Source organism: Pseudomonas sp. GL_091 (assembly GCF_057837725.1).
In genome coordinates this window covers 4,815,850-4,842,144 of record NZ_CM174451.1, presented here as the reverse complement: position 1 = coordinate 4,842,144, position 26,295 = coordinate 4,815,850, and the positions used below count along the sequence as shown (strand labels likewise).

26 protein-coding genes are annotated in these 26,295 nt (G+C 61.8%); 15 read left to right on the top strand and 11 right to left on the bottom strand.

Annotated elements, in window-relative coordinates; genetic code table 11:
- Nucleotides 1–22: 22 nt before the first annotated feature.
- From speB to AC3ITY_RS22000, 5 genes are all read left to right on the top strand, one after another.
- Nucleotides 23–1,024 carry an agmatinase gene (gene speB / locus AC3ITY_RS22020; protein ID WP_095943760.1) on the top strand — a complete coding sequence of 334 codons (1,002 nt, stop codon included), beginning with the start codon at nt 23–25 and terminating at the stop codon, nt 1,022–1,024.
- Nucleotides 1,025–1,077: 53 nt separating this feature from the next.
- Nucleotides 1,078–2,589 carry an aldehyde dehydrogenase family protein gene (locus AC3ITY_RS22015; protein ID WP_489304931.1) on the top strand — a complete coding sequence of 504 codons (1,512 nt, stop codon included), beginning with the start codon at nt 1,078–1,080 and terminating at the stop codon, nt 2,587–2,589.
- 334 nt (nt 2,590–2,923) lie between these two features.
- A complete protein-coding gene (locus AC3ITY_RS22010) occupies nt 2,924–4,498 on the top strand; it encodes a purine-cytosine permease family protein (protein ID WP_223454032.1) in 1,575 nt (524 codons plus the stop codon).
- Nucleotides 4,499–4,515: 17 nt separating this feature from the next.
- Complete coding sequence (betA, locus tag AC3ITY_RS22005) at nt 4,516–6,204, top strand: choline dehydrogenase (RefSeq protein WP_489310968.1); 1,689 nt, start codon at nt 4,516–4,518, stop codon at nt 6,202–6,204.
- A 166-nt stretch (nt 6,205–6,370) separates the two neighbouring features.
- Entirely contained in the window at nt 6,371–6,829 is a 459-nt protein-coding gene (locus tag AC3ITY_RS22000; RefSeq protein ID WP_489304929.1) for a GNAT family N-acetyltransferase, read from the top strand.
- A gap of 13 nt (nt 6,830–6,842) precedes the next feature.
- Here the strand turns inward: AC3ITY_RS22000 and AC3ITY_RS21995 are convergent, their stop codons facing one another.
- Nucleotides 6,843–7,148: an NIPSNAP family protein gene (locus tag AC3ITY_RS21995; RefSeq protein WP_489304927.1), complete on the bottom strand. Its 306-nt coding sequence runs from the start codon at nt 7,146–7,148 to the stop codon at nt 6,843–6,845.
- Nucleotides 7,149–7,378: 230 nt separating this feature from the next.
- On the opposite strand from AC3ITY_RS21995, the gene AC3ITY_RS21990 reads away from it, so the two are divergent.
- The 6 genes from AC3ITY_RS21990 (at nt 7,379) to AC3ITY_RS21965 (ending at nt 11,079) form a co-directional block, all read left to right on the top strand.
- Nucleotides 7,379–8,041, top strand: a complete 663-nt coding sequence (locus tag AC3ITY_RS21990) for an ATPase (protein ID WP_489304925.1) — start codon at nt 7,379–7,381, stop codon at nt 8,039–8,041.
- Between the two features lie 67 nt (nt 8,042–8,108).
- Nucleotides 8,109–8,447, top strand: a complete 339-nt coding sequence (locus AC3ITY_RS21985; protein ID WP_489304924.1) for a hypothetical protein — start codon at nt 8,109–8,111, stop codon at nt 8,445–8,447.
- 285 nt (nt 8,448–8,732) lie between these two features.
- On the top strand, nt 8,733–9,662 hold the full coding sequence (locus AC3ITY_RS21980; protein WP_489304922.1) for a Ppx/GppA phosphatase family protein: 930 nt from the start codon (nt 8,733–8,735) through the stop codon (nt 9,660–9,662).
- A 23-nt stretch (nt 9,663–9,685) separates the two neighbouring features.
- Complete coding sequence (locus tag AC3ITY_RS21975) at nt 9,686–10,129, top strand: arsenate reductase ArsC (RefSeq protein ID WP_489304920.1); 444 nt, start codon at nt 9,686–9,688, stop codon at nt 10,127–10,129.
- 62 nt (nt 10,130–10,191) lie between these two features.
- A complete protein-coding gene (locus AC3ITY_RS21970; RefSeq protein ID WP_489304918.1) occupies nt 10,192–10,587 on the top strand; it encodes a DUF1801 domain-containing protein in 396 nt (131 codons plus the stop codon).
- A 102-nt stretch (nt 10,588–10,689) separates the two neighbouring features.
- A complete protein-coding gene (locus tag AC3ITY_RS21965) occupies nt 10,690–11,079 on the top strand; it encodes a c-type cytochrome (RefSeq protein ID WP_489304916.1) in 390 nt (129 codons plus the stop codon).
- Here the strand turns inward: AC3ITY_RS21965 and AC3ITY_RS21960 are convergent, their stop codons facing one another.
- The gene (locus AC3ITY_RS21960; RefSeq protein ID WP_489304915.1) at nt 11,080–11,955 is read right to left on the bottom strand and encodes a LysR substrate-binding domain-containing protein; all 876 of its coding nucleotides are present in this window, start codon (nt 11,953–11,955) and stop codon (nt 11,080–11,082) included.
- Nucleotides 11,956–12,089: 134 nt separating this feature from the next.
- Between AC3ITY_RS21960 and AC3ITY_RS21955 the strand changes: the two genes are divergently transcribed.
- From AC3ITY_RS21955 to AC3ITY_RS21940, 4 genes are read left to right on the top strand one after another with little or no spacing between them, the layout of a single operon-like run.
- The gene (locus AC3ITY_RS21955) at nt 12,090–13,142 is read left to right on the top strand and encodes an agmatine deiminase family protein (RefSeq protein ID WP_489304913.1); all 1,053 of its coding nucleotides are present in this window, start codon (nt 12,090–12,092) and stop codon (nt 13,140–13,142) included.
- A gap of 4 nt (nt 13,143–13,146) precedes the next feature.
- A complete protein-coding gene (gene aguB / locus AC3ITY_RS21950) occupies nt 13,147–14,055 on the top strand; it encodes an N-carbamoylputrescine amidase (RefSeq protein WP_223454054.1) in 909 nt (302 codons plus the stop codon).
- A gap of 1 nt (nt 14,056) precedes the next feature.
- Complete coding sequence (locus AC3ITY_RS21945) at nt 14,057–15,157, top strand: extracellular solute-binding protein (protein ID WP_489304912.1); 1,101 nt, start codon at nt 14,057–14,059, stop codon at nt 15,155–15,157.
- Between the two features lie 48 nt (nt 15,158–15,205).
- A complete protein-coding gene (locus tag AC3ITY_RS21940; protein ID WP_489304910.1) occupies nt 15,206–16,330 on the top strand; it encodes an agmatine deiminase family protein in 1,125 nt (374 codons plus the stop codon).
- A 137-nt stretch (nt 16,331–16,467) separates the two neighbouring features.
- Here the strand turns inward: AC3ITY_RS21940 and AC3ITY_RS21935 are convergent, their stop codons facing one another.
- The 9 genes from AC3ITY_RS21935 to AC3ITY_RS21895 form a co-directional block, all read right to left on the bottom strand.
- Nucleotides 16,468–16,896 carry a nuclear transport factor 2 family protein gene (locus AC3ITY_RS21935; protein WP_489304908.1) on the bottom strand — a complete coding sequence of 143 codons (429 nt, stop codon included), beginning with the start codon at nt 16,894–16,896 and terminating at the stop codon, nt 16,468–16,470.
- Nucleotides 16,897–16,898: 2 nt separating this feature from the next.
- Nucleotides 16,899–17,633: an SGNH/GDSL hydrolase family protein gene (locus tag AC3ITY_RS21930; RefSeq protein ID WP_489304906.1), complete on the bottom strand. Its 735-nt coding sequence runs from the start codon at nt 17,631–17,633 to the stop codon at nt 16,899–16,901.
- A gap of 6 nt (nt 17,634–17,639) precedes the next feature.
- A complete protein-coding gene (locus AC3ITY_RS21925; RefSeq protein WP_489304904.1) occupies nt 17,640–18,212 on the bottom strand; it encodes a chorismate mutase in 573 nt (190 codons plus the stop codon).
- 80 nt (nt 18,213–18,292) lie between these two features.
- Nucleotides 18,293–18,583 carry a DUF7693 family protein gene (locus tag AC3ITY_RS21920; protein ID WP_489304903.1) on the bottom strand — a complete coding sequence of 97 codons (291 nt, stop codon included), beginning with the start codon at nt 18,581–18,583 and terminating at the stop codon, nt 18,293–18,295.
- A 252-nt stretch (nt 18,584–18,835) separates the two neighbouring features.
- On the bottom strand, nt 18,836–20,389 hold the full coding sequence (locus AC3ITY_RS21915; protein WP_489304901.1) for an amino acid permease: 1,554 nt from the start codon (nt 20,387–20,389) through the stop codon (nt 18,836–18,838).
- Between the two features lie 134 nt (nt 20,390–20,523).
- Nucleotides 20,524–21,684: an iron-containing alcohol dehydrogenase gene (locus AC3ITY_RS21910; RefSeq protein WP_489304900.1), complete on the bottom strand. Its 1,161-nt coding sequence runs from the start codon at nt 21,682–21,684 to the stop codon at nt 20,524–20,526.
- A gap of 3 nt (nt 21,685–21,687) precedes the next feature.
- The gene (locus AC3ITY_RS21905) at nt 21,688–23,079 is read right to left on the bottom strand and encodes an aldehyde dehydrogenase family protein (protein WP_489304898.1); all 1,392 of its coding nucleotides are present in this window, start codon (nt 23,077–23,079) and stop codon (nt 21,688–21,690) included.
- A gap of 7 nt (nt 23,080–23,086) precedes the next feature.
- A complete protein-coding gene (locus AC3ITY_RS21900) occupies nt 23,087–24,460 on the bottom strand; it encodes a glutamine synthetase family protein (RefSeq protein ID WP_489304897.1) in 1,374 nt (457 codons plus the stop codon).
- 244 nt (nt 24,461–24,704) lie between these two features.
- The gene (locus AC3ITY_RS21895; protein ID WP_489304895.1) at nt 24,705–26,294 is read right to left on the bottom strand and encodes a winged helix-turn-helix domain-containing tetratricopeptide repeat protein; all 1,590 of its coding nucleotides are present in this window, start codon (nt 26,292–26,294) and stop codon (nt 24,705–24,707) included.
- Nucleotide 26,295 lies beyond the last annotated feature (1 nt).

Sequence of the window (26,295 nt, the reverse complement as noted above, 5' to 3'; positions counted from 1 at the left end):
ACAAGAAGTGGAGAGGCTAGAAATGTCGAACAATGGTTATGAATCCGGTCGCCTGAACCTGCCATTCGTAGGTCATTGCACCTTTGGCAAATCCCCGGTGTGCACCGATTGGGATGCACTGGATGCCGACGTCGCGGTGCTCGGCGTGCCCAACGATATGGGCACCCAGTGGCGCTCCGGCGCACGCTTCGGACCACGCGGGATTCGCGAAGCATCGACGCTGTTTTCCTTCGGCCACGCCGGCGCCTACGATCACGAAGATGACGTGATGTACCTCACCGCATCGGACGTGCGCATGGTCGACGTCGGTGATGCCGACATCGTCCACACCGACATGGTCACCAGCAACAAGAACACCGAATACGCCGTGCGCAAGATCCTCGACGCCGGCGTGATGCCGGTGGTGCTCGGCGGCGATCACTCGGTACACGCGCCAGTGATCAAGGCCTTCGAAGGCCGCGGCCCGATCCACATCATTCACTTCGATGCGCACCTGGACTTCGTCGACGAACGCCACGGCGTGCGTTACGGCCACGGCAACCCGCTGCGCCGCGCTTCGGAAATGAACCACATTGTCGGCATGACCCAGATGGGCATCCGCAACGTCTCGTCATCCAACCGCGACGACTATGAAGCGGCCCATGAAGCCGGTTCGAAAATCCTCTCGGTGCGTGACGTGCGTCGCCTTGGCGTCGAGGGTGTTTTGGCGCTGATCCCACAGAACATCAACTACTACATCACCATCGACATCGACGGTTTCGACCCGTCCATCGCCCCCGGCACCGGCACCCCGAGCCACGGCGGCTTCCTCTACTACGAAGTGCTGGAAATCATCCAGGCCCTGGCCAAGCGCAGCAAAGGCAACATCGTCGGCATGGATCTGGTGGAGGTTGCACCGGTCTACGACCCGACCGGCATGACCTCGATCCTCGCCGCGCAACTGCTGCTCAACAGTATCGGTTTCATCTTCCACGAGCGTGGCAAAGTGCGGGCAGCCGCCGAGAGCGAAGCCGCATCAGCCTGATCATCGAAACCAGTGACCCGGCAGGCTCTGACTGCCGGGCAGAGAGAACAAAAATGGACACGATCGTCAAAAGTTACCTGCAGAAATTCGGCGTCAGCGAAGCCACCCAGACCTTCCTCAGCAAGGTCCAGAAAATGTTCATCGGCGGCGCCTGGGTCGAAGCCAGCGATGGCCAGACTTCCGATGTGATCGAACCCTCGACCGAAGGCCTGATCACCCGCATTCCCATGGGCACCACCGATGACCTGGACCGCGCCGTGCAAGCCGCCCGCGCGCAGTTCGACGGCGGCGCCTGGCGTCAGGCCAAACCGGCCGAACGCGAGCGCATGATGCAGCGCCTGGCCGACCTGATCGAGCAGAACGCTGCTGAACTGGCGGAAATCGAATCCATCGACATGGGCAAATCGGTGGCCTTCGCCAAGGACGTGGACATCCAGGGCACCGTCGATACCCTGCGCTACTTCGCCGGCTGGGCCACCAAGCTGCACGGCCGTACCGTTGAACCTTCTCTGCCGGGCAATTACCTGGCCTATACCCGCAAGGAAGCGGTGGGCGTAGTCGGCGCCATCGTGCCGTGGAACTTCCCTCTGCAAACCATGGCCTGGAAGCTCGGCGCAGCGCTGGCGACCGGTTGCACCGTGGTGGTCAAGCCCGCCGAACTGACTTCGTTGTCGGCCCTGCGTTTCGCTGAACTGGTGCAGGAAGCGGGCATCCCTGACGGCGTGATCAACATCGTCACCGGGCGCGGCAGCGTGGTTGGTGCGGCCATGGCCACCCACCCTGGTATCGACAAACTGACCTTCACCGGCTCGACCCCAGTGGGCCAGACTGTCGGCCGCGCAGCGCTGGATGACATGAAGCGCCTGACCCTCGAACTCGGTGGTAAATCACCGGTCATCGTCTGCGCCGACGCCGACATCCCGGCCGCCGCCCAAGCGGTCGCGAATGGCGTGTTTTTCAACTCCGGGCAGGTATGCGACGCCGGTACACGGGCCTATATTCATAGCAGTGTCTACGACGAATTCCTGCGCGAGCTGATCGCCTACACGCGCACCCTGAAAATGGCCCCGGGCCTGGATCCTGATTGCTTCATCAGCCCGCTGGTTTCGGCCCTGCAAAAGCAGCGCGTGACCGAGTACATCGAAACCGGCAAGGCCGAAGGCGCCGAACTGGTCTACGGCGGACAACCGGTCGATGGCCCTGGCTTCTTCGTCGAGCCGACCATCTTCGCCAACTGCCGCAACGACATGCGCATTGTCCAGGAAGAAATCTTCGGCCCGGTGTTGGTCACCGCACCGTTCGACGACGAGGAAGAAGCGCTGGCCCTGGCCAACGATTCGCCCTACGGCCTGGCGGCGGCACTGTATTCCAACGACCTGGGCAAGGTGCACAGCCTGATTCCACGCTTGAAAGCAGGCTCTGTCTACGTCAACGCCCACGGCACCCTCGATCCGTCGATGCCGTTTGGTGGCTACAAGCAGTCCGGATTCGGCAAGGACCTGGGCGCCGAGCAGCTCGATTACCTGCTCGAAACCAAGGCGGTGTGGATCACGCTGCCAAGCTGACGCTAGCCCTTTGTAGGAGCGAGCTTGCTCGCGATGGTCGTTAACGAATACGCGTGCTTGCTGGTTAAACGCGGCGCACCCGAATTCATCGTCGGAACGCCGCCCGGAGCAAGCTCGCTCCTACAGTCCTGTACGGTTTCAGCAACAACGCCAGGTAGGCACGGGCAACACTGAACCTGTGGCGAGGGAGCTTGCTCCCGCTGGGGCGCGAAGCGGCCCTGAAAATGGGCCTGCTACGCAGTCCAACGGGAGCAAGCTCCCTCGCCACAGGGGAGTCGTTCACCCGAAAGAACGCGGTTATCTCGTCATGATCTTCCAACAATAAGAGTCCATCATGAACACTAACGCCAAGTCCGCCCCGAGCGTGTCCAGCCTCGACGAAAAATCCGTCGTCGAGGGGCATTCGATTGATTTCATCCCCGAGAACGAGCGCACTGACAAGCTGGCCAGTCAGGGCCCGTTCTGGTTCCTCGGCAATTTCACCTTCTTCACCATGACCATCGGCTTCGTTGGCCCAAGCGTCGGCCTGACCGCGCTGTGGACCACGCTGGCCGGTACGCTGGGCATCATGTTCGGCACACTGTTCATGGCGTTTCACGGCTCCCAGGGCCCGCACCTTGGCTTGCCGCAGATGATCCAGTCCCGTGCGCAGTTCGGTTATCGCGGGGTGATCCTGGTGCTGCTGGCGACGCTGTTCGTGTTCGCCGGCTTCAACATCGTCAACCTGGTGCTGATGATGCAGGGGCTGCATACGCTATTCGGGTTCAACCCGGCGGTGATCGCGGTGGCGGTGACCATACCGGCGGCGGTGCTGGCGATTCTCGGCCATGACTGGATGCACCGCAGCTTCAAATGGGCGTTGTACCTGTCGTTGCCGCTGTATGGCCTGGTGACCGTGGCGGTGGTGATGGGCTGGGTGCCGGATGCAGTGCTGCCGGCACTCGCGGAAGGCGAAGTGGCCCGGGAGCCGCTAGGTTTCAACTGGACCGGTTTCATCGCGCAATTTGCGGCGGCCGCCAGCTACAACATCGCCTATGCGCCTTATGTGTCGGACTACTCGCGCTACCTGCCGAAAAACACCTCCAGCGGCAAGCTGATTGCCGTGGTGTTCCTCGGGGCTTCGCTGTCCGGTGCGTGGATGATTTCCGTGGGTGGCTGGCTGGCCGATCACCTGCACTCCACTGACGTGCTGGTGGCCCTTGGGCAAGTTGGCAACACCGTGTCGCCGCTGGTGGGCACGGCGGTGGTGGTGGTCACCATCCTGGCGTTCCTGCCGGTGATCGCGATGAACATCTACAGCGCCAAGCTGACCACGCTGACCTGCGTTGACTCGATCAAGCACATCGAACCAACCCGCAGGGCTCGCATCCTGGCGATCGGCTTCGTGATCCTGCTGCAACTGGGCGTGGCCCTGAGCATCCAGAGTTCCGGCAAAGGCCTGTCGGTGCTGGGGATCTACCTGGTGGTGATGCTGTACTTCCTGGTGCCCTGGACCTCGGTCAACCTCACTGACTACTTCTTCGTGCGCAAGGGCCGCTACGCCATCCCGCACTTCTTCATGCCCCACGGCAACATCTACGGCAGCTGGGGACTGCGCGGTATCGCCGCCTATGCCATCGGTTTTATCTCGATGATCCCGTTCTTCTACATATTCGACGGCGTTGAACAACGCGAGGTGTATGTCGGCCCGCTCGCCAAGGCGCTGGGCAGCATCGACATCGCCTGGCTGGTCGGGCTGATCGTATCGGGCCTGGCGTACTACTGGCTGAGCCGCTCGATTGATCTGAAACGCGAAGAAGCGGTGATCCAGCAGATCGAGAAGAACTCCCCGCAATACACCACCGGTGACACGCTGACCCACAAACAGCAGCCACAGCCGGTATTCACTGAATCGACGGTCGGGAGATAGTCATGACCACGCAAAAAATGGCTACGCAAAAATACGACTACATCATCATTGGCGCAGGCTCGGCAGGTTGTGTGTTGGCCAACCGCCTGAGCGAAGACCCGGCCACCTCGGTGCTGGTCCTGGAATTCGGCGGCAGTGACAAGAGCGTAGTGATCCAGATGCCGAGCGCATTCTCGATCCCGATGAACACCAAGAAGTACAACTGGCGCTACGAGACCGAGCCGGAGACCCACCTCAACGGCCGACGCATTCACTGCCCACGGGGCAAGGTGCTGGGCGGTTCGTCGTCGATCAACGGCCTGGTGTACATCCGTGGCCACGCGCTGGACTTTGACGAGTGGGAATCCCTGGGTGCCGAAGGCTGGGGCTATCGCAACTGCCTGCCGTACTTCAAGCGCGCCGAGAGCTACGAGTCGGGCGGCGATAGCTATCGCGGGCAGACCGGGCCGCTGCACACCACCAACGGCAACCACATGAAAAACCCGCTGTACGGCGCCTGGGTCGAAGCCGGTGCCGAAGCGGGCTACATCAAGACCGAAGACTGCAACGGCTACATGCAGGAAGGTTTCGGTGCCATGCACATGACCGTGAAGAACGGCGTGCGCTGCTCCACGGCCAACGCCTATCTGCGCCCGGCCATGGGCCGTCCGAACCTGACGGTGATCACCCACGCGATGACGCGCCAGATCATTCTTGAAGGCAAGCGTGCGGTGGGGGTCATGTATGACCACGGTGGCCAGACTCACCAGGTGTATTGCAACCGTGAAGTGCTGATCTCGTCCGGGCCAATCGGCTCGCCGCACCTGCTGCAACGCTCCGGCATCGGCCCGGCGGACGTCCTGCGCAAGGCCGGGATCGGCGTGCGCCATGACCTGCCGGGGGTAGGGGAGAACCTGCAGGATCACGCCGAGGTGTACATCCAGTTCGGCTGCAAGGAACCGGTGACCCTCAACAACAAGATGGACCCGCTGAGCAAGCTGATGATCGGTCTGCGCTGGCTGCTGTTCAAGGATGGCCTGGGCGCCACCAACCACTTCGAGGCCGGTGGTTTCATCCGCTCCGAGAAGGGCCTGCGCTGGCCGGACATCCAGTTCCACTTCCTGCCGGCGGCGATGCGCTACGACGGCAACAAGCCGATCAAGGGCCATGGCTTCATGGTGCTGACCGGTCCGAACAAACCGAAAAGCCGTGGTTATGTGCGCGTGCGCTCGGCCGATCCGTACGAGCATCCGGAAATCCGCTTCAACTATCTGGAGCGGGAAGAGGACCGCGAAGGTTTCCGCCGCTGCATTCGCTTGACCCGCGAGATCATCGGCCAGAAAGCCATGGACCGCTTCCGCGACGGCGAAATCGCCCCGGGCGCGCAGGTGACCAGCGATGAAGACCTCGACGCCTTCGTGCGCGACAACCTGGAAAGCACCTACCACCCATGCGGTTCGTGCCGCATGGGCGAGGACGACATGGCGGTGGTCGATTCCGAATTGCGCGTGCGCGGCATCGCCGGTCTGCGGGTGATCGATTCGTCGGTGTTCCCGACCGAGCCGAACGGCAACCTCAACGCGCCGACCATCATGCTTGCTGAACGGGCGTCCGATCTGGTGCGTGGCTCACAGATGTTGCCGTCAGCGGATGTGCCGGTGGGGCTGGTCGAAGGCTGGGAAAGCAGCCAGCGTACTTCGTTGCCGGGGCGTAACGTGAGGGTCTGATCCAAAAGCAAAGATCGCAGCCTGCGGCAGCTCCTACAGGGAAACACATTCCAATGTAGGAGCTGCCGCAGGCTGCGATCTTTTGATCTTGCTTTGAAAAATATCCCTCTTGGCTTCACCTCCATTGCTAGTCTGTAACTCCTTGAGACCGCAATGGAGCACCCTCATGGCTATTCAGGCCCTGCGCGCCGACGCATCGCATATCGACCAGATCGCCCCTCTTTTTGACGCCTACCGGATGTTCTACCAGCAGCCGTCGAACCTGGCGCAATCGCGCGCCTTTATCGCCGAGCGCATCGCCCGGGACGAGTCGGTGATTTTTCTTGCCCAGGACACCGATGGTGAAAACCTAGGCTTCGTCCAGCTGTTCCCGACCTTTTCCTCGATCGATGCCCATCGCACCTGGCTGCTCGGTGATCTGTTCACCACGCCCGCCGCCCGGGGCAAAGGTGTCGGCACCGTGCTGATGAACACCGCCCGGGATTTCGCGAAGCTGGCCGGCGGCAAAGGCATGACCCTGGAAACCGCCACCGACAACCTCACTGCCCAACGCCTGTATGAATCCCTGGGCTGGGTGCGCGACCCCGGTTACTACACCTATTGCCTGGATCTGAAAAAAGACTGACTCAGCGATCCAGTCAGCCAAGCACCGGCCGCATGAACGAACGCTCGTAGCTGAGGATGAATTTCTTCTCCTCGGCGTACTTGAACGCCGCGATGCATTCCGGATCGTTCATCGACTGCTGCCGGTAATGCTCGTACTCCGCCAGGCTGGGGAAGGTGAACAGCGCCAGGGCGATGTTGTTGGCACCCTCCGAAGGCAAAAAGTAGCCGTGGTGCTGGCCGCCGAACTTTTCCACCAGGGGAATCCACAACTTGCCGTAGTGTTCGAAAGCTTCGAGCTGGTAGGGGTCGAGCACGTATTTCAGGTAGCAGGTCACCATTGTTTCGTTCCTTGATCAGGTTTTGAGGGCAGTCGCCACTGTAATCAACAGTGGGCGTCCGGCACAGCCGCTTGTTCGACATTGACCAGTAACTTTGCGCCAGAGGCATGCGCTGGCGTCGCCGCACTATTGGTTCAGTCAATAGTCACCATCAAGAATCGCAAGTTCTGTTTTTTGCGCAAAGGCGGAAAATTGCCTGCATTGAACACGCGGCTCAAGGAACCTGCGCGATGAAAATCTTGACCCGACTGGCTGTGATTGCCTTGTTGCTGGGCAGTGTTGCATCCACCGCATCGGCCTTTGCCGACGAAGCACGCACCTGCCATCTGCCGCCCATCACCGGTAGCCAGGGCGGATTGCAATACGGGCAGACGGTCGGGGTGCTGTACAGCGAAAATACCCTGGAAAACCTGCAATACCTTGAGCAATACCACTCGGTGGCCGTCAACGGTGCAAAAAACGCACTGGATGCGCGGATTCGCCAGGCGTTCGTCAACAGCTCCGATCCGCAACTGGCCATTGACTGGTTGATGAGTTCGCTGCACCACACCTTTCTGTCGGTGACGGTCTACGACAACCTCGATGCCCTGGTGCAGGCTCGCCCGGATGTGGTGGTGATGCTCGATACCCACAACCAGTTGCTGACCCAGCGTAACGATCGGGTCGAGGCGCGTTTCGCCGCGCGGTTCTACGACGCCAACCTGCAGTACATCGGCAAGGCCGAAGGCGCGGTGGAAAAACAACTGCCGTCGGTGTGGGTGCATGACAAGGCCGCACCCGAGATCGCCGCGCAAATCGAACAGCAACGCGACCTGCAACTGACCGCGCTGAAACAGTTCGATGCGTCGCTGAAGGCGCTGGTAACCGCCGGATTAACCGCAACAACAAATTAATCAGCCCAACGCCCATTGAGCGGCGGGCAACCCGATCCATCGTAGATTTCTTTTCAGGACCTGATTCATGCGCACTGTTTTTGCCCCAAGCCTGGCCTTCGCCTCGCTGCTGCTGGCCGGTTGTGCCACGCCGAACAATCCGACCATGACCTTGCACACCAGCAAGTCGCCCGAGGAGTACACCCATTGCGTGTTGCCGAAGTTGCAGGACGATGCGCTGGTGCCCACGGTGTCGCAGACCCAGCGCAGCTACCGGATCGTCGTATCGAGCAAAGTGTCGGCGGACAACGTGCTTGAAACCTATAAAGCCTCGAACGGAGGCAAGGTGTTCCTGTACGAGCGCAAGCTGCTGGCCTCGGCGTTCGTGCCGTCGACGTTCGAGCGTGCGGCGCAGGAGTGTCTGTAAGCAGAATTCCAGGCAAAAAAAAGCCACCAGAATTGGCAGCAGAAAGTTAAAGCACGCATTGAATGACTTGAGTATGGCGCCCGGTTCATGACGATTCGATGACAGCTTGATGGACATTCATCAGGATGCCGTTAATTCGCTGACTGCCGACTAATTGTGGCGAGGGTCAGATCTCCAGGCTGTGTCATCTCGGTGTCATCGAAGTAATGGCAAGATCCTCGCAATCCGTCTTGAGTGCCCGACGGCCGCCAGTCCGCCGGCAGATGAATGTGCAAGGAACCCCGTATGAAAGACGCCCCGCTGTTTGCCGCCATCGACCTGGGTTCCAATGCGTTTCGCCTGATGATTGGCCAGTCGGTGAGACGGAACCAGCAGATGGTCATCCAGGAAGTGAAAACCCTGCGTGAACCGGTGCGTCTGGCCGAAGGCCTGCAGGGTGGGGCGCTCGATGAGTTGGCGCTGGACCGGGGCTGGCAGGCTCTGGCGCGATTCGGCAAGAAACTGCGCGGTTTCGAGGCCGGGCGGGTGCGGGCGGTGGCCACCAGCGCGGTACGCGAAGCGGACAACGCGCCGCTGTTCCTGGCCAGTGCCGAACGGCACCTGGGCTTTCGCATCGACGTCATTTCCGGCCACGAAGAGGCGCAACTGGTCTATGCCGGCGTGGCCCACACCTTGCCGGCGCAAACCACGCGGCTGGTGGTGGATATCGGCGGTGGTTCCACGGAGATGATCATCGGCCGTGGCGACCAGCTACTGGTCACCGAGAGCATTGCCATCGGCAGCGGCACTTTCGGTGCGCGTTACTTCCATGGCGGGCGGATCGTGGCCGAAGCGCTATTGGAAGCCGAGCGCGCGGCCACGGTGCAATTCGAACGCATTGCCCGCCGTTACCGCGCCATGGGCTGGCAGCAGGCGATCGGTTCTTCCGGGACGGCGCGGATGCTGGCCAAGGTGCTCAAGGCCAATGGCCTCAATGATGACGGGCAAAGCGGCATCACCTACGGTGGCCTGTTACGCCTGTCGTTGCGCCTGCTGGAAGTCAAACATGTGAAACACCTCAAGTTGGCCGGTTTGCCCACCCATCGCCTGAGCATTTTGCCCGGCGGTCTGGTAGTGATGCTGGCAGCGTTCAAGGTGTTCGGGATCACGCACATGATTGCGTCTGAACCGGGGTTGCGGTTCGGCGTGCTGCATGGATTGATGAGCAAACACTAAAGTCCGCCAGCCGAGGTACACCCATGACCGCCCCCCGTCGCGTGCTGTTCGTCTGCGGCCGAAACGATGTCCGCTCACCCATGGCCGAAGCCCTGCTGCGTCATATCGATCCTGCCGACTTCCAGGCCTTCAGCGCCGGGCTTGAGGCCACCGAGATCGATCCACGCACGTTCGCATCCCTGGATCACATCGGCGTCGATGCCAGCGGTCTGCGCAGCAAATCTCTCGAAGATTTCGAAGGCCAGGCGTTCGACTACGTCATCACCCTGTGCGACAAGTCCTCCGAAGAGGCCGCGCGCATGCCGTTTACCGGTGAAGTGATGGTCTGGAACTTCGAAGACCCGACCACCAGCGAACGACACGACCCATTCCGCCATACCCTCCAGGAAATCGGCGACCGCATCAAAATGTTCGTCACCGTGAAAACCCGCCCCGTGCCCCAGGCGCCGTCAGTCAGCGATTCCTGACAACCTTCGAACACCGTCTACCCTCATCGGTCACAACCATCATGATGAGGGTCGAAACGGTGATGAAAACGGACAAGGTTGAAACAAACGAAGCCTCGGCGCTGATCGACGAACGAATCCGGGAACTGGCTGACTGGCGCGGCGAAACCTTGGCCCACGTCCGCCAGATCATCCGCCAGGCCGACCCCGAAGTGATCGAGGAGTGGAAGTGGCGGGGTGTGCCGGTGTGGTCCCTTGCCGGCATCATCTGCACCGGCGAGACCTACAAGCAAGTGGTGAAGCTGACCTTCGCCAAGGGCGCTTCGCTGGACGATCCGTCGGAGCTGTTCAATGCAAGCCTTGAAGGCAATACCCGGCGTGCCATCGATATTCGCGAGGGTGAGCCGATCGATGAAAAGGCGCTGACGGCGTTGATTCAGGCGGCAATTGAGCTCAATACCTCCCGAACCAAAAAGTAAGCCAGTACGCGGAACCCCTGTGGGAGCGAGCCCACCCTGACCGTTTTGGATATCCCCGACTGGCATGTTCCAATAGCCAGAATCGCAGACTGGAAACGCAACATGAAGAAAATCGCCGCACCGACCCTCGCCCTGGCGCTCACCGCCGGCCTGCTCAGCACTCCCACCCTTGCTGCCGGCGATGTCCAGGCCGGGGAGAAAGTGTTCAAGCGCCTCTGCAGTGGCTGCCATCAGATCGGTGAATCGGCCCGCGCCTTCTTTGGCCCGCAACTCAATGGCGTGATCGGTCGCCACTCCGCCGTCAGCACGGACTACGTGTATTCCGACGCAATGAAATCCGCCAACCTGGTCTGGGACCGCGAAACCCTGATTGCCTACCTCGAAGCGCCGAAGAAAGTCGTGCCCGGCACCCGCATGATTTTCTGGGGGCTCAGCGACCCGGAAAAAATCGAAGACCTGCTGGCCTACCTGCAAACCTTCCCGGCGCAATAATCAGGCCGTGGGCTGCTGCTCGGCTGCCAGATTGTCGACCAGCCATTGGGTGAAGGCCCGTGCCATCGCGATGTTTTCGCTGTCACGGTGGGTCAGCAGCGCCCAGTTCGGGCCGCGGATGGTTTGCTCCACCATCGGCTGCAACAGCCCGGTGGCCCGCGCCTGCCGACTCAGCAACTGGCTCACCAGCGCAATGCCCAGTCCGGTGCAGGCCGCGTCAAGCAGCAAACCCGGATCGGAAAAATTCAGCCCCTGATCCATCTGCCCCACATCGATTCCCGATTCCACCGCCCAGTGGCTCCAGTCCATTTCCCGTTCGCCATGCAGGGTGGTGCGCTGCTCCACCGGCACGGCCAACAGGCTCGGGTGACACGCCGGGTAGAGGCGGTCGGCGTGCAGCACCCTGAAACTGCATTCGGCCTGGGAACCGATGTCGTCGCGCACCGCCAGATCGACGGTCTGGCTGACCATGTCCGGCACTTCATCGGTGCTGAAAATCCATAGATCGACCTGCGGATGCTGGCGACGGAAATCCCCCAGGCGCGGCAACAACCAGTGCCGGGCAAACGCCGGGGTGGTGTTGAGCACCAGTTGATTGGGTTTCTGGTATTGCCCCAACCGGCGAATGCCCACCGCCAATTGCTGCAACAACGCCTGGGTGGTGCTCAGCAGATCATGCCCGGCATCGGTCAGGCTGACGCTGCGTCCGCTGCGATGGAACAACGGTTGTTCCAGGTAGGCCTCAAGGCTGCGGATCTGCTGGCTGATCGCCGATTGAGTGAGGTGCAACTCGTCGGCGGCCTTGTGAAAACTGCCCAGCCGGGCGGCGGCTTCGAAGCCGCGCAGGGTGCTCAGGGGCGGCCAGTGTTTGAGCATATTGATAAGCTCCTCTAATCAGTTGTCTGCAAAATCCATCGTTTGTTTGCCCGTTTTTCCAGCCGTAGCATGCATGCCAAGACCGCCAAGGCCGTTTTCATTGAACACAATGACTTAACTCAGAGGTGCTTGTCATGCAACAGAACGAAATTCAAAACAGCGGTTGGACGATGCCGGCCGAATGGGTCACCCACGCCGCCACCTGGATGGTCTGGCCGCACAACAAGACGCTTTGGGAGTCAGGCTGGCGGGTGACACTGCCACAGGTTCAAGAGGACTTCGCCCGGGTGGCCAACGCCATCGCCCGCTTCGAGCCGGTGAAACTGGTGGTCGATCCTTCGGCCGTCGCCAGCGCCAAGGCCTTGTGCGGGCCGAACATCGAGTTGATCGAACTGGTGGTCAACGACAGCTGGTGCCGCGACTCCGGCCCGAGCTTCGTCTGCCACCCGCGGCAAGGCCTGGCCGGTGTGAGCTGGCGCTTCAACGCGTGGGGCGGCAAGTCGGCCCACGATCTGGACGAAAGCCTGGCCCGCCGTGCGCTCAATCATTTGGGGCTGGAGTGTTTCGGCACGGCGCTGAGCAACGAGGGCGGCGCCATTCACGTGGACGGCGAGGGCACGCTGATCACCACCGAATCGGTGTTGCTCAACCCCAATCGCAACCCGGGCGTGACCAAGGCCGAGATCGAAGAGATCTTCACCCGCCTGCTGGGCGTGAAGAAAACCATCTGGCTGCCGGGCGATCCGGACTACGTGACCGGCGACATGACCGACGGCCACGTCGACGGCGTGTGCGCCTTTGCCCGCCCCGGTGTGTTGCTGGTGGACGCCACCCACGACCAGAGCTCTGTGTACGCCGCAGTCGCACGGGAAAACCGTCGCGCCCTTGAACTGGCCACCGATGCCCAGGGCCGCAAGTTCGAGCTGATCGAACTCTATGAAGCCTCCGATGCGGTAGACACCGAGGCCGAAGTGTTCTGCGCCTCCTACACCAACTTCTACATAGCCAACGGCGCGATCATCATGCCGGCCTATGGCATCGATGCCGACAAGGTCGCTGCTGAAGTGCTGGCGCAGGCATTCCCCGGTCGTGAAGTGGTGCCGGTGCGCATCAATCATCTGGCCCATGGCGGCGGCGGTGTGCATTGCATCACCCAGCAACAGCCGGCCTGGCCGGTGCGGGGTTGATGCCATGACACTGCTGACCATCGCCACCACCCAGATGCCCTGCACCTGGGACCTGAAACTCAACCTCGACCAGGCCGAGCAACTGGTCCGCGAGGCAGCGGCCAAGGGCGCGCAAGTGATCCTGTTGCAGGAGCTGTTCGCCACGCCGTACTTCTGCATCGAGCAACACCACAAACACCTGGCACTGGCCGAAGAGTATCGCGACAGCCACGTGCTCCAGCGCTTTGCCGCATTGGCCAAAGAGTTGGGCGTGGTACTGCCGCTGAGCTGGTACGAGAAGGCCGGCAATGCCTACTTCAATTCACTGAGCGTGGCCGACGCCGACGGGCGCCTGCTGGGCGTGTACCGCAAGACCCACATCCCCAACGCTATCGGCTATCAGGAGAAGGAATACTTCAGCCCCGGCGACAGCGGGTTCCGGGTCTGGGACACCGCGTTCGGGCGCATCGGCCTGGGCATCTGCTGGGACCAGTGGTTCCCCGAAACCGCCCGCTGCCTGGCCTTGATGGGCGCCGAAGTGCTGCTGTTCCCCACGGCCATTGGCTCTGAACCGGGTTGCGCCACGCTCGATTCCCGGGATCACTGGCAGATGACCATGCGCGGCCACGCCGCCGCCAACCTGCTGCCGGTGGTGGCGGCCAACCGTGTCGGCCGGGAAGCGGCGACCACCGACCCGACCCTGCAAATGAACTTCTACGGCTCGTCGTTCATCTGCAACCACAAGGGCAAATTGCTCGCCGAAGCCGACCGTGACAGCACCGGCGTGCTGGTCCACAGCCTGGACCTGGCGGCCATGCGCGAAGACCGCCTGACCTGGGGCATCTACCGCGATCGTCGTCCGGACATGTACGGCGCCTTGCTGACCCAGGACGGTCGTCAGATCCACTCACGCTGGGCAACCCAAGGGGTGTGACATGAACACGATCAACAAGCTGTGCCTGGCGATGGGGTTGGCGCTGACCTGCGCGGTGCCTGCGCTGCACGCCGAAGAGAAAACCCTGCGGCTGTACAACTGGGCCGATTATTTTGCCGAGGACACCCTGAGCAAGTTCACTGCCGAAACCGGGATCAAGGTGATCTATGACGTCATGGACGGCAGTGAAACCCTGGAAGCGAAAATGCTCGCCGGCGGCAGCGGCTACGACCTGGTCTTCCCCGGCGACACCGTGGCCGAACGTCTGATGCGCGCCGGCAGCCTGCAACCGCTGGACCAGTCCAGAATCATCGCCCTGAACGACGTCGAGCCGGGGTTGCAGAAATTGCGCTCGCACTATGAGCATTCGAGCCAGGCCACGGTCCCGTATACCTGGGGCACCATCGGCCTGACCTACAACGCCGAGCAGATCGCCAAGCGTGCGCCGGACGCGCCGGTCAATAGCCTGGACATGCTGTTCAAGCCGGAACTGGCGGCGAAGTTCGCCGACTGCGGCATCTCGATGATCGACTCGCCGGACGAAGTGCTGGCGGTGGTGCTCAATTACCTCGGCCGCGATCCGCGCAGCGCCAAACCGGCGGACCTGGCGGCGGCCAGTGACTTGCTGATGAAGTTGCGGCCGTACATCCGCAAGTTCCAGTCACAACCGGTGACCGACCTGGTCAACGGCAACCTGTGCATGTCCCTGGGCTACAGCGGCGACATGACCCAGGCGCAACGCACGTCGGACAGTGCCGGCAAGAAAACCACTTTCCACTACCGCATTCCCCGCGAAGGCACCACGGTATGGATGGACACCATGGCCATTCCCGTCGACGCCCGGCATCCGGAGTACGCCTACGCCTTCATCAACTTCGTGATGCGCCCGCAGAACATGGCGGCCATCAGCAACTTCACCGGCTACCCGACCTCCAATGCCAAGGCACGCCCGGACGTCGATGCCGTGATGCGCAGCAATCCGGACATCTATCTTGATGAAGCCACCTACGGGCGGCTGATTCCCGGCAAGGACATACCCCAGGCCGACATGCGGGCACGCATGCGCACCTGGACCAAATTCAAGACCGCTACCTTTAAATGATCACCGGCCGGCCCGAGGGCCGGCCAAACCTCGATTTCAGGAAAACACATGCCGACACGTCGAACATTCATCAAGCAGGTATCGGTCGCCGCCGGACTGGGCGCGGTGACGTCCATGGGATTGGGCTTTGCCGACCTGCCGGTGCGAGCGGCCGGCAACGGCAAGTGGTACATGCCCGATGAAGGGGACAAACACCAGCGGGCTTTCATCGCCTTCGGCGCACAGGCCGCGATCTGGGAGGACTTCACCCCCCACGTACAAGACGCCCTTGGCCGGATCGCCCGGAGCATTGCCGAATACGAGCCGGTCACCGTGTTCTGTCGCCAGAGCGAACGGCGCCTGGCCGAAGCCAAATGCGGCAGCCGCAACACCACCTTCGTGATCACCGAACTGGACGACATCTGGATGCGCGACATCGGCGCCAATTTTGTCGTCGATGGCAACGGCGGCCTCGGCGCCGTGGACTTCAACTTCAACGGCTGGGGCAACAAACAGCAGCATGCGGACGATGCGCAACTGGCCACCCAGGTCGCGGAAAACGCCGAGGCGGATTATCTGCGCAGCGAACTGGTGGGCGAGGGCGGTGGCATCGAAGTGGATGGCCACGGCACCGGGATCATGACCGAAAGCAGCTGGATCAACCGCAATCGCAATCCCGACTGGACTAAGGCCGAGGTCGAAGAGGAACTGAAACAACGCCTGGGCCTGCGCAAAATCATCTGGCTGCCGGGCATCAAGGGCAAAGACATCACCGACGCCCATGTCGACTTCTATGCGCGCTTCGTCAGGCCCGGCGTGGTCATCGCCAACCTCGACAACGACCCCGAGTCCTACGACTACAAGGTCACTCGCGCCCATTTGCAGATCCTGGAAAACGCCACGGATGCCGATGGCCGCAAGTTGCAGGTGCATACCGTTTCGCCGCCACTCAACCCGCGCAGCAGCCAGTTCAGCAAAGACAATCAGGACTTCGCTGCGGGCTACATCAACTACTTCGTGATCAACGGCGCGATCATCGCTGCGCAATTCGGCGACGAAGAAGCCGATGCCAAAGCCTTCGACCTGCTATCCGAGCTCTACCCGCAGCGCAAGGTGGTGCAACTCGACATCGACGCGATCTCCGCCGGTGGTGGCGGGATTCACTGCGTGACCAGTCATCAGCCGATGGTGTGAAGATTCCAGGCTTTACACAAAACCTGTGGGAGCGAGCCTGCTCGCGAAAGCGGAGTGTCAGTCAACATCTCTATCGACTGGTTCGCCGCCTTCGCGAGCAGGCTCGCTCCCACATGAGTTGTTGGTGAATCGGGAAATCAGGTCTTGCTGGCCTTCAGATAAGCCCCCAACCGCCGCCCCATTTCCTCACCCAACGCCTGCAAGCCACTCAACGGCCGCACCATCACTTCAAACTCGACAATCTTGCCCTGTTCGTTGAAGCGGATCATGTCGATGCCCTTCAGCTCTTTCCCGCCGACCTTGGCGCTGAATTCGAGAATCACGTTCAAGCCGTCCGCCGTCGCCAATTCGCGGTGATAGGCCAAATCCTCGAACACGTTGATGACCGTGTTGAGGATCATCGACACCACCGGCGCTCCCGGATACGGCGTGTGCGCCATCGGCGAACGGAACACCGCCTGCGGATCGAGCAGTTCCGGGAAGCCGCTCAAGTCGCGGTTTTCGATCATCGCGTGCCACTGCTTCAGGGACGCTGCGACGTTGTGGTTCAGGTTCAACTCAGACATCTTCAACTCCTGTTTTTTATTGTTGTGCTGCGAAAGCGTTGGTCGATGACCCTGGCGGCATCGTCGGCCCATTGACGGTAGAGCATCGGCCCCGGATGGAAACCATCACTGGCCATCAAGCCAGGTTCGGGCGCCAGCGGGGTGGTAAGCATCGTACATTGATCCAGGCGTGCGGCCAGATCCGCCAAATGTGCATTGAAACGCTGCGCCCTGAACCCCAGGAACCAGCGCAATGGTTGCGGCAGCGCGGGGAACAAATGCATCGGCGGAAGCGGCGACACCACGATCTGCCTCACCGCGAACTTGTCGCACAACAGCGCCATCAAACTCCGTTGCCGAGCGAGCCACTGATCCAGGGTGAGTGAGCTGGTGACATCGTTGACGCCAATCGACAACAGCGCCACATCGAACGGCTCGGGGGCGTGCTGTTCGAGCAGCTCCAGCAGCCCTTGCGAATCCAGGCCCGTGCGCGCCCAGAGTTTCCACGACACCCGGTAATCATCGGCCAGGCGCTCCACCAGCCGACCGCTGAGGGCTTCACCTTGAGTCGCCGCACCCACCCCTGCAGCGGCGCTGTCGCCGACAATCAACAACCGCAGAACGTCGCCGTTGCCGGCCTCGCCTTGACGCTCGCCCTCGGCCTCCGGCAACTTGGGCGTCACCCGCCTGGTGTAGAGACCTTGAGCCAGCAACACCGGGCCGAGGAAGATTTTAGCGAGGGTTTCAGTGTGGCTCATTAGACGTCATCGCCCCGCAATACACAGCTCCCCGGTCGCACGAATCATCGCCTGGCCATGCAGGTAATCCTTGATCAGCGCGGAGCGTTCGGTGGCCAGCCATTGCAGGCAGTTCGGGTCTTTGCGATAGGGCAGGAACGCGGCGTACTGCTTGAGCAGCAGGTCTTGCAGCTTGTCGAGCTTGGGCCGGATGTCGTTGTTGAGGTCCGGCCGTGGCGTGTCCGGTGCCTTGTGCGCTGCTTGCCATTGCGCGAGTCGGCCATATTGCACCAGTTTGCTGGCTTCGATCTGGGCCGCGATCAGGTCGGCGACATCATCGGGGTCAAGCTGGCGCTGGGCCGCCTGCTTCCTGGCGTTGGCGATGACTTGCGCTTCCCGGGCGCTGTCCTGGACCGGTTTGCCGCTGTCCCACTTGGTCAGCGCCACCAGCTCGCTGATGTACAACCGCTCATTCATCGTCGCCAGCAAGGGTTGCAAGGCATCGGGCGCCGGGGGTGTCGTGCCGGCCTGGGCGCCGCCAGCGAACAAACCGAGCAGGGCGCAGGTCAGCCAGTGCGGCAGGCGTGGGGAACGGGGCATGGGCAGAACCTCCTTGGACGCGAAAATCACTCCGACTTGTTTATCACAAGTGCGGCCAGGGAACGACAGGTGCGAAGGATTCAGGCCAGCAACCGTTCAATCTGCGCCAGCTCCCAGGTGCTGAGCAAACTCACCGGGTCGGTGCCGAAGCGTTGCCCGTTGTCGAACACATATTCACGGCCATCGGGGCTTTGGCCGTGCAGGCAGTGGCGCAAGTGGCCGGCATCGACTTCGAGGGTCAGGCACCAGCCGTCGATGTCGACCCGTACATGGCCAGACTCGCAAGCGTCGTCGACTCGCTGGAAAGTGCAAATGCCTTGGGCGGCATCGCGCAACGGCTGGTAAACCTCGCGGGCGGTGAGGGCGGGCACAGGTGTCTCCGGGGTGAAATCAGGGAGGCACAGGATAGATGATCGCCATGAAAAAAAGCCCGGCGAATCGAGCCCCATTTTGTTCACCAGGCACTGCACGGTGCTTGTGGCGAGGGAGCTTGCTCCCGCTGGGCTGCGTAGCGGCCCCAAAAATTTCGGCAATAACGCCGATTTTTGTGAGTGCTGCGCACTCAAGCGGGACGGTGCGGCGATCCGACAAGCTCCCTCGCCACAGATGACTTGTTGCTGGCTCTATTTTTTATTCAACGCCGCCTCCGCCGCGGCAATTTCAGCCTGGCGCTTGACGATCATGTCGCCCACCGGCGGCCCCTGGAAGCGCCGGGCTTCAAAGCCGAACCAGACGATGGCCGTCAGCACCAGGAAACCGATGGTGATGTACAGCGCCCAATCATTCGGTGGCTGGATGCCGATGACGAAAATGATGATCATCGAAAGGATCGAGAGAATGGCGAACACCGAGTACCAGAACCGCCCCATGTTCCACGGCCCCATGGTCGGCCACTTCGAGGTCCCATAGGTAAACAGGCCGAGCACGATGGGAATGGCGAAGGAGAAAAACAGGAAGATCACCGTGCAGGACACCACGATCGTATAGACCGGCGTTGCCCCGATCGAGATCACCGACGAGCCCCAGTCGAACAACACCGCGAGGGTGGCACCGGTCCAGATCGCTGCCACCGGGCTGCGATGGGTCGATGAGACCGAGGACAGCGCTTTCGAACAGGGCAGGCCACCGTCCCGGGAGAACGCGAAGATCATCCGTGAAACCGAGGTGACGGTGGCCAGCCCGCAGAGCACCTGCGAGATGAAGATCGCCACGTAAAGCACCAGTTTCAAGGTCGGGTTGACCTGGGTGTTCATGGCCCAGAAAAACACGTTCCAGCCTTGCTTGGCCGCCTCGTCCATGTTCGGCAGCATCAGCACGAATGCGCTGAGCATCAGCCAGCCGAACAGCAACGACCAGACCACCGACATGACCATGCCGCGCGGCACCGACATGGCCGCATTGCGGGTTTCTTCGGAGGTATGCGCAGAGGCGTCATAGCCGGTGATGGTGTAGATCGGCAACAGCAGACCGAGCATGAAAACCCAGCCGTTCGAGACCTGCGGCCAGACGCTGCCGCCCACCTCGCCGGAATAGTTGCTGAAGGTCCACAACCGCGCGAATTCATAGCTGGGTGCCGACATCAGGCAGACGATGGTCAGTGCCAGCGCCGTGGCGAAGATCAGGTAACCGGAGAAGTCAGTGAGCTTGGCGGTCAGGCCAATGCCCAAGTGGTTGCACAAGGCCTGCAGGCCGGTGAGGATCGCCAGGAAAATCACCCGGACCGTGGTCGTGTCCTCCATGCCCAGTGCCGGTCCGAAGGCACCGAAAAAGAAGTAATAGGTGCCGACGTTGATCGCGCCCAGCACCGTGACCAGCCCCAGCAGGTTGAACCACGCAGTCAGCCAGCCAGTGAAGCGGTTACCGAGAATCGAGCCCCAGTGGTACAGGCCGCCGGCGGTGGGGTAGGCCGAGGAGATCTGCGCCATGGCCATGGCGAACACCCCGGAGATCAGGCAGCCGATCGGCCAGCCGATGCCGATGGATATCCCCCCCGCGCCCGAGGTGCCCTGGGCCAGGGAGTTGATGCCACCCGAGAGGATGCAGATGATCGAAAAGGAAATGGCGAAGTTGGAGAAAACCCCCATTCGTCGTGAGAGTTGCTGGGCATAGCCCATGCTGTGCAGCACCTTGATGTCATCGTCGTGCGTTTCGGTGCCCGGCTGGCTTGCTGGGTTCATGATGTGTGCCCCTTCAGGTGTTCATACGCAACCATCCGGGTCGCCGGATGGGCTGGCTTTCAACCCCTTGTCGTACTGCTCCTGTCGCCAACGGATCACACCTGTCCATGCGCAGTGCTGGCCAGGCGACTGCTCTACAGGCGGCCGTGAAACGCCGCGTCGAAAATCTTTGCCACGCCGTCCCGGGTCAATGGCAGCGGGTTGCCGCCGGCGGAGGGGTCGACAATCGCCATGTCCGCGATCAGGTCGGCCTGCCGGTCATCCACGCCCAGTTCAACCAGGGTATGGGGCACGCCGATGTCCTTGCGCAGCTTGAGGACGAAGGCCAGGAAACTGTCGAACCCCGGCGAGGGCAGGCGCAGGTACGCCGCCAGGCGGGTGATGCGCTCCTCGATGGCCGAGCGATTGAACTGCAGGACATAGGGCATGAAGGTGGCGTTGGTCATGCCGTGATGGGTGTCGTACAGCGCACCCACCGGATGGGAGAGCGCATGCATCCCGCCCAGGCCTTTCTGGAATGCCGTGGCGCCCATTGCCGCCGCCGCGAGCATTTGCGCGCGTGCCTCCAGGTCCGACGGCGTGTGTACCGCCTTCACCAGTGAGTTGGCCACCAGGCGCATGCCTTCCACCGCAATGCCATCGGCCAGGGGGTGAAAACCGGGGGCGCAGTACGCCTCCAGGCAATGGGATAAAGCGTCCATGCCGGTGCCTGCGGTGATTTTCGCCGGCATGCCGACGGTGAGGGCCGGATCGCTGATCACCACGCGTGGCATCATTTTCGGGTGGAAGATGATGCGTTTGGTGTGGGTGCGCTCGTCGATGATCACCGCCGCACGGCCGACTTCGGAACCGGTTCCCGCCGTGGTCGGCACGGCAATGACCGGGGCGATGCGGCTGTCGTCGGCGCGGGTCCAGTAGTCGCCGATGTCCTCGAAGTCCCAGACCGGGCGGGTCTGGCCGCTCATGAAGGCAATCAGCTTGCCCATGTCCAGGCCACTGCCACCACCGAACGCGATCACGCCATCGTGCTGGCCGGCACGCCAGGCGTCGAGCCCGCCGGCCAGGTTGGCTTCGACCGGGTTGGGCTTGAGGTCGCAAAACAGCGCCACGCCAAGACCGGCGGCGCGCAATGCGTCGAGTGCCGCCGTGGTGATCGGCGCGCGCGCCAGGCCGCTGTCGGTCACCAGCAAGGGTCGCTGGATGCCCTGGCTGCGACAGACCTCGGCCAGTTCAGAGATGCGCCCGACACCGAAACGAACGCTCGTGGGGTAGTTCCAGTTTCCTGTCAGGTTCATGGTCTACACCTCGTGACGCAGATGAAAGGATTTGGCCCGGGTCAGGTGTTCGTAGCCCAGTGGCGACAGGGTGACGCCGCGCCCGCTGTTCTTCACGCCGGTCCAGGCCAGCGCCGGGTCCAGGTAATCGCAGCGGTTCATGAACACCGTGCCGGTGGCGATCTCGTTGCCCAGGCGTTCGGCCGCTGCGAGGTCCTGGGTCCAGATGGACGCGCTGAGCCCGAACTCACTGTCGTTCATCAAGGCGATGGCTTCTTCATCGCAGGCCACCGGCATGATGCCGACCACCGGACCAAAGCTTTCGTCGCGCATGACCGACATTTGATGGGTCACGTCCACCAGCACTTGCGGCGCGAGGTAGGCGCTGCCCGGTACGTCGGCGGCAAAGGACTTCGGATCGATCAGCGCCGTCGCGCCCTGGGCCAACGCTTCGGCGATCTGGCCACGAACGAAGAATGCGGCGCCTGGTGTCACCAGCGGACCGAGGGTGGTGGCTTCGTCCAGCGGGTTGCCCAGCACGTATTGGCGGGTCAGTTCGGCGAAGCGCTCGACAAACACCGGGTAGATGTTCTGGTCGACATAGATGCGTTCCACGGCGCAGCAACTCTGCCCGGAATTGAAGAAACTGCCGTCCACCAGATTTTCCACCGCCTGTTCAAGGTTGGCGTCTGCCCGGACATAGGCCGGGTCTTTTCCGCCGAGCTCCAGGCCCATGCCGAGAAATTGTCCGCTGGCGGCGCTTTCCATGACTTTGCCAGCCTCTACGGAACCGGTGAAGTTCACTTGTTGCACGCGCCCGGAAGCAATGATCGCCCCGGTCGACACATGGTTGAGCAGCAGATTCTGGAACAACCCCTCGGGCAGTTTTGCGCGACGCATGGCCTCGGCGAAACGCTCGCCCACCAACAGGGTTTGCGACGCATGCTTGAGGATCACGCTGTTGCCGGCCATCAGCGCCGGGATGATCGTGTTCACCGCCGTCAGATAGGGGTAGTTCCACGGAGCGACCACCAGCACTGTGCCCAGCGGCTCGCGTTTGATAAAGCGCTGGAAACCCACCTTGGGCTCCGGCTCTATAGCGGCCAGGGCCTGTGGTGCAATGGCGATCATGTGCCGGGCGCGTTCGGCAAAACCGCGCAGTTCGCCGGCGCCGTAACGCACCGGGCGGCCCATCTGCCAGGCCAGTTCCGGCACGATGTCGGCCTGCATCGACAGCATCGCGTCCACCGCGGCGCTGCAAAATGCCGCACGTTCGCTCAGAGAGCGGCGTTGCCATGACGCCTGTGCGCTGGCCGCCGCGGTCAGCGCATGCTCGACCTGCGCCGCATCGGCAAGATCGCGTTCGACGTACACCCGGCCATCGACCGGGGAGATCAGTTGCACCTTCGCAGTCATGATGTTCTCAATAGCGCTCGAAACCGCGCTGCAATTCCCAGTCGGTGATTCGCCGGTCGTACTCTTTCTGCTCCCACTCGGCGGTGTGCACGTAATGGTCGACAACCTCATCACCGAACGCCTCGCGCAACATGCTTGAGCTCTTGAGTGCGGCGCTCGCCTCGCGCAGTGTCTTGGACACTTCCGGCAAATGCTCATCCAGGTAGGCATCACCTTCGAACGGCGGCGCAAGATCGAGCTTCTCGTCGATACCTGCCAAACCTGCCGCGATCAACGCGGCGAAGGCCAGATAGGGGTTGAGGTCGGCTCCGCCAATGCGGCATTCGATGCGGATGGCCTTGCTGCCCTCGGCACACAAGCGAAAGCCGGCGGTGCGATTGTCGCGGCTCCAGACCGCCCGCGTCGGCGCAAAAGTGCCAGCCTGGAAACGCTTGTAGGAATTGATGTAGGGCGCGAGAAAACAGGTGATGTCGTTGGCGTACTTGAGCTGCCCGGCGACCCAGGCCCGCATCAGTTTTGACATGCCGAACTCGGCTTTCGCGTCGAAGAACAGCGGCTTCTTGGCGTTCTTGTCCCACAACGAATTATGGATGTGACTGCTGGAGCCGGCGGCGTCGTATCGCCACTTGGCCATGAAGGTGATCGCCTTGCCCTGCAACTGTGCGATCTCTTTGCAGGCGTGCTTGATGATGACGTGGTGGTCGGCCATGGTCATGGCATCGGCGTAGCGGATGTTGATCTCTTCCTGCCCCGGGCCCCATTCACCCTTGGAGTTTTCCACGGGAATGCCCGATGCCTGCAAGTGCTTGCGAATCGCCCGCAGCACCGGCTCTTCGCGGGTGGTCTGGAGGATGTTGTAGTCCTCGATGTAATGGCCGGCGGTTTTCGGTTTGTGATAGTTGCGCTTGTGGATCGCCTCGTAGGTCTCATCGAACAGATAGAACTCCAGTTCCGAGGCAAACATGCCGGTATAACCGCGCTCGCGCAGGCGCTCGACCTGTTTTTTCAGAATCGCCCGTGGGCTGTGGGGCAGGTCCTGGCGATGGTGATGATCGAGCACGTCGCACAGCACCAGCGCCGTGCACTCAAGCCAGGGCACGCGCCGCAGGGTGGACATGTCGGGCTTGAGCACGAAATCGCCGTAGCCCTTGCTCCAACTGGCCGCGGCGTAACCCGGCACCGGCTCCATGTCGATGTCATCGGCCAGCAGGTAGTTGCAGCAGTGGGTTTCTTCGTGGCCGCTGTCGATGAAAAACTCGACCTGGAAGCGCTTGCCGACCAGGCGTCCCTGCATGTCGACCATGCAGACCAGCACGGTATCGATTTCGCCAGCGGCAGCGGCGCGCTTGAGTGCATCAAAGCTGAGGAGGGGCTCTGTCATCACGGCAATCCTGCGTGAAAGGTTTTGGCCAGTCTGGGATAGCTGTTGCAGACGCTCTCCAGAAAAAACCAAAACCTGCAGAACCGAGCATCGTGAGCAACGAGTTGATCAAAGCTTAGCCTACCTTGTAGGAGCGAGCTTGCTCGCGATGGACTTGAAGACACCGCGTTTAATCAGAAAACCCGCGTCATCGTTGACGACCATCGCGAGCAGGCTCGCTCCTACAGGGTAAGGTGGGTCTTCCTCACTCTGGCAACCCCGCCAGCCGCAGTCCATCGACGAAACGGGTGAAGTCTTTAGGCCGTTGAATGGGCAGCCAATCCCTGAGGGTGCAAAGGCGCAAAGAGGGATCCAGCTTTTGCAGACGCTGCATCGCCAGACTCGCTTTTTCCATTCGACCGCCAAGCGCATGACTGGCCGCCACCAGCGCCGCCGCGATCAGCAGACTGGGCAGGTTGCCCAGCGCCTTTTCCGCCCAGTCCGCAGCGGCATCGAAGTGCCCGGCGAAGAAATGCGCGAGCGCCATCCCGACCTGCATCCTGAACATTTCCGGATCCAGCGGACTCAAGCGAACGGCATGGTTCAAATTCTCGATGGCGGCGTCTGTTTCGCCGTGCAGCGCCCGCAGGATACCGCCCAGGAACCAGGCGGGGGCGAGGTTGGGATTGAGCAGGCGCGCCCTGTCGAGCAGGGCAATGCCGGCATCGACTTCGCCGGCGAGATGAGCAAGCGCATGTCCGCCCCGGGTCAACGCGACGGCATCATCGCGGCCAAGGGTCACCGCCAGACGCGCCAGCCGTATGCCCTCGGCGATTTCTGCAGGCCGATCGGTCATCCAGCCATTGAGCTTGCGCCAGAAGTGGCACCAGGCGGCCATGCCATAGGCCGAAGCAAATTCCCCATCGAGTTCGATGGCCTGGTAGAACATCGGCAGCGCCTGCTCGATGGCTTCCCGGCTGCCGCTGTGCAGTTTTGCCATGCCGCGCAGGTAGTAGTCGTAGGCGTCCAGGCTTTCCGTCGGCTTGCGTTTGGCGCGTTCAATTTCTGCCCGTTCCAGTTGCGGCGCGATAGCACCGACGACGCTTTCGGTGATTTGGTCCTGCAGCTCGAAGATGTCGTCGAGCAGGCCTTCGAAGCGCTCCGCCCAGATATGCGTCCCGCTCGTCGCGTCGATCAGTTGTCCGGTAATGCGCAGCTTGTTGCCGCACTTGCGCACACTGCCTTCGAGCACGTAGCGAACGCCCAGCTCCTGGCCAACGCCTTGGGCGTCCACGGCCTGGCCCTTGTAGGTGAAGCTCGAATTGCGCGCGATGACGAACAGCCAGCGGATCCGCGACAGGGCGGCGATGATGTCCTCCACGACGCCATCGGCGAAATACTCCTGCTCCGGATCGCCGCTCAGGTTCTGGAACGGCAGGACGGTGATCGAAGGTTTGTCCGGCAGGACGAGCGCAGGGGAGGGGATTTGCTTCGGGGCAGCGCTCGGGCGTTCATCGCTATCGGGCTGTCGCGCTTCCCCGGCCATGTTGCCGTTGATCCGGCCAACGAAGCGGTAGCCTTTGCGGGCGACGGTGCGTACCAAGCGCTGCTCCTCACCGGTATCGCCGATGGCCTTGCGCACGGCATTGATGTGGCTGGTGATCGTCGATTCCGAAACGATCCGGTCGCCCCACACCGCCTTGAGCAATTCGTCCTTGCTGACGACGCGTTCGGGATTGTTGACGAACAGCAGCAACAGGTCGAAGACCTGCGGTCCGACGGCCACGACCTGACCGCGCAAGGTCAGCTCCCGGCGCTCCTGATCGAGCACGTAGTCTTCAAACGCGAATGGCAAG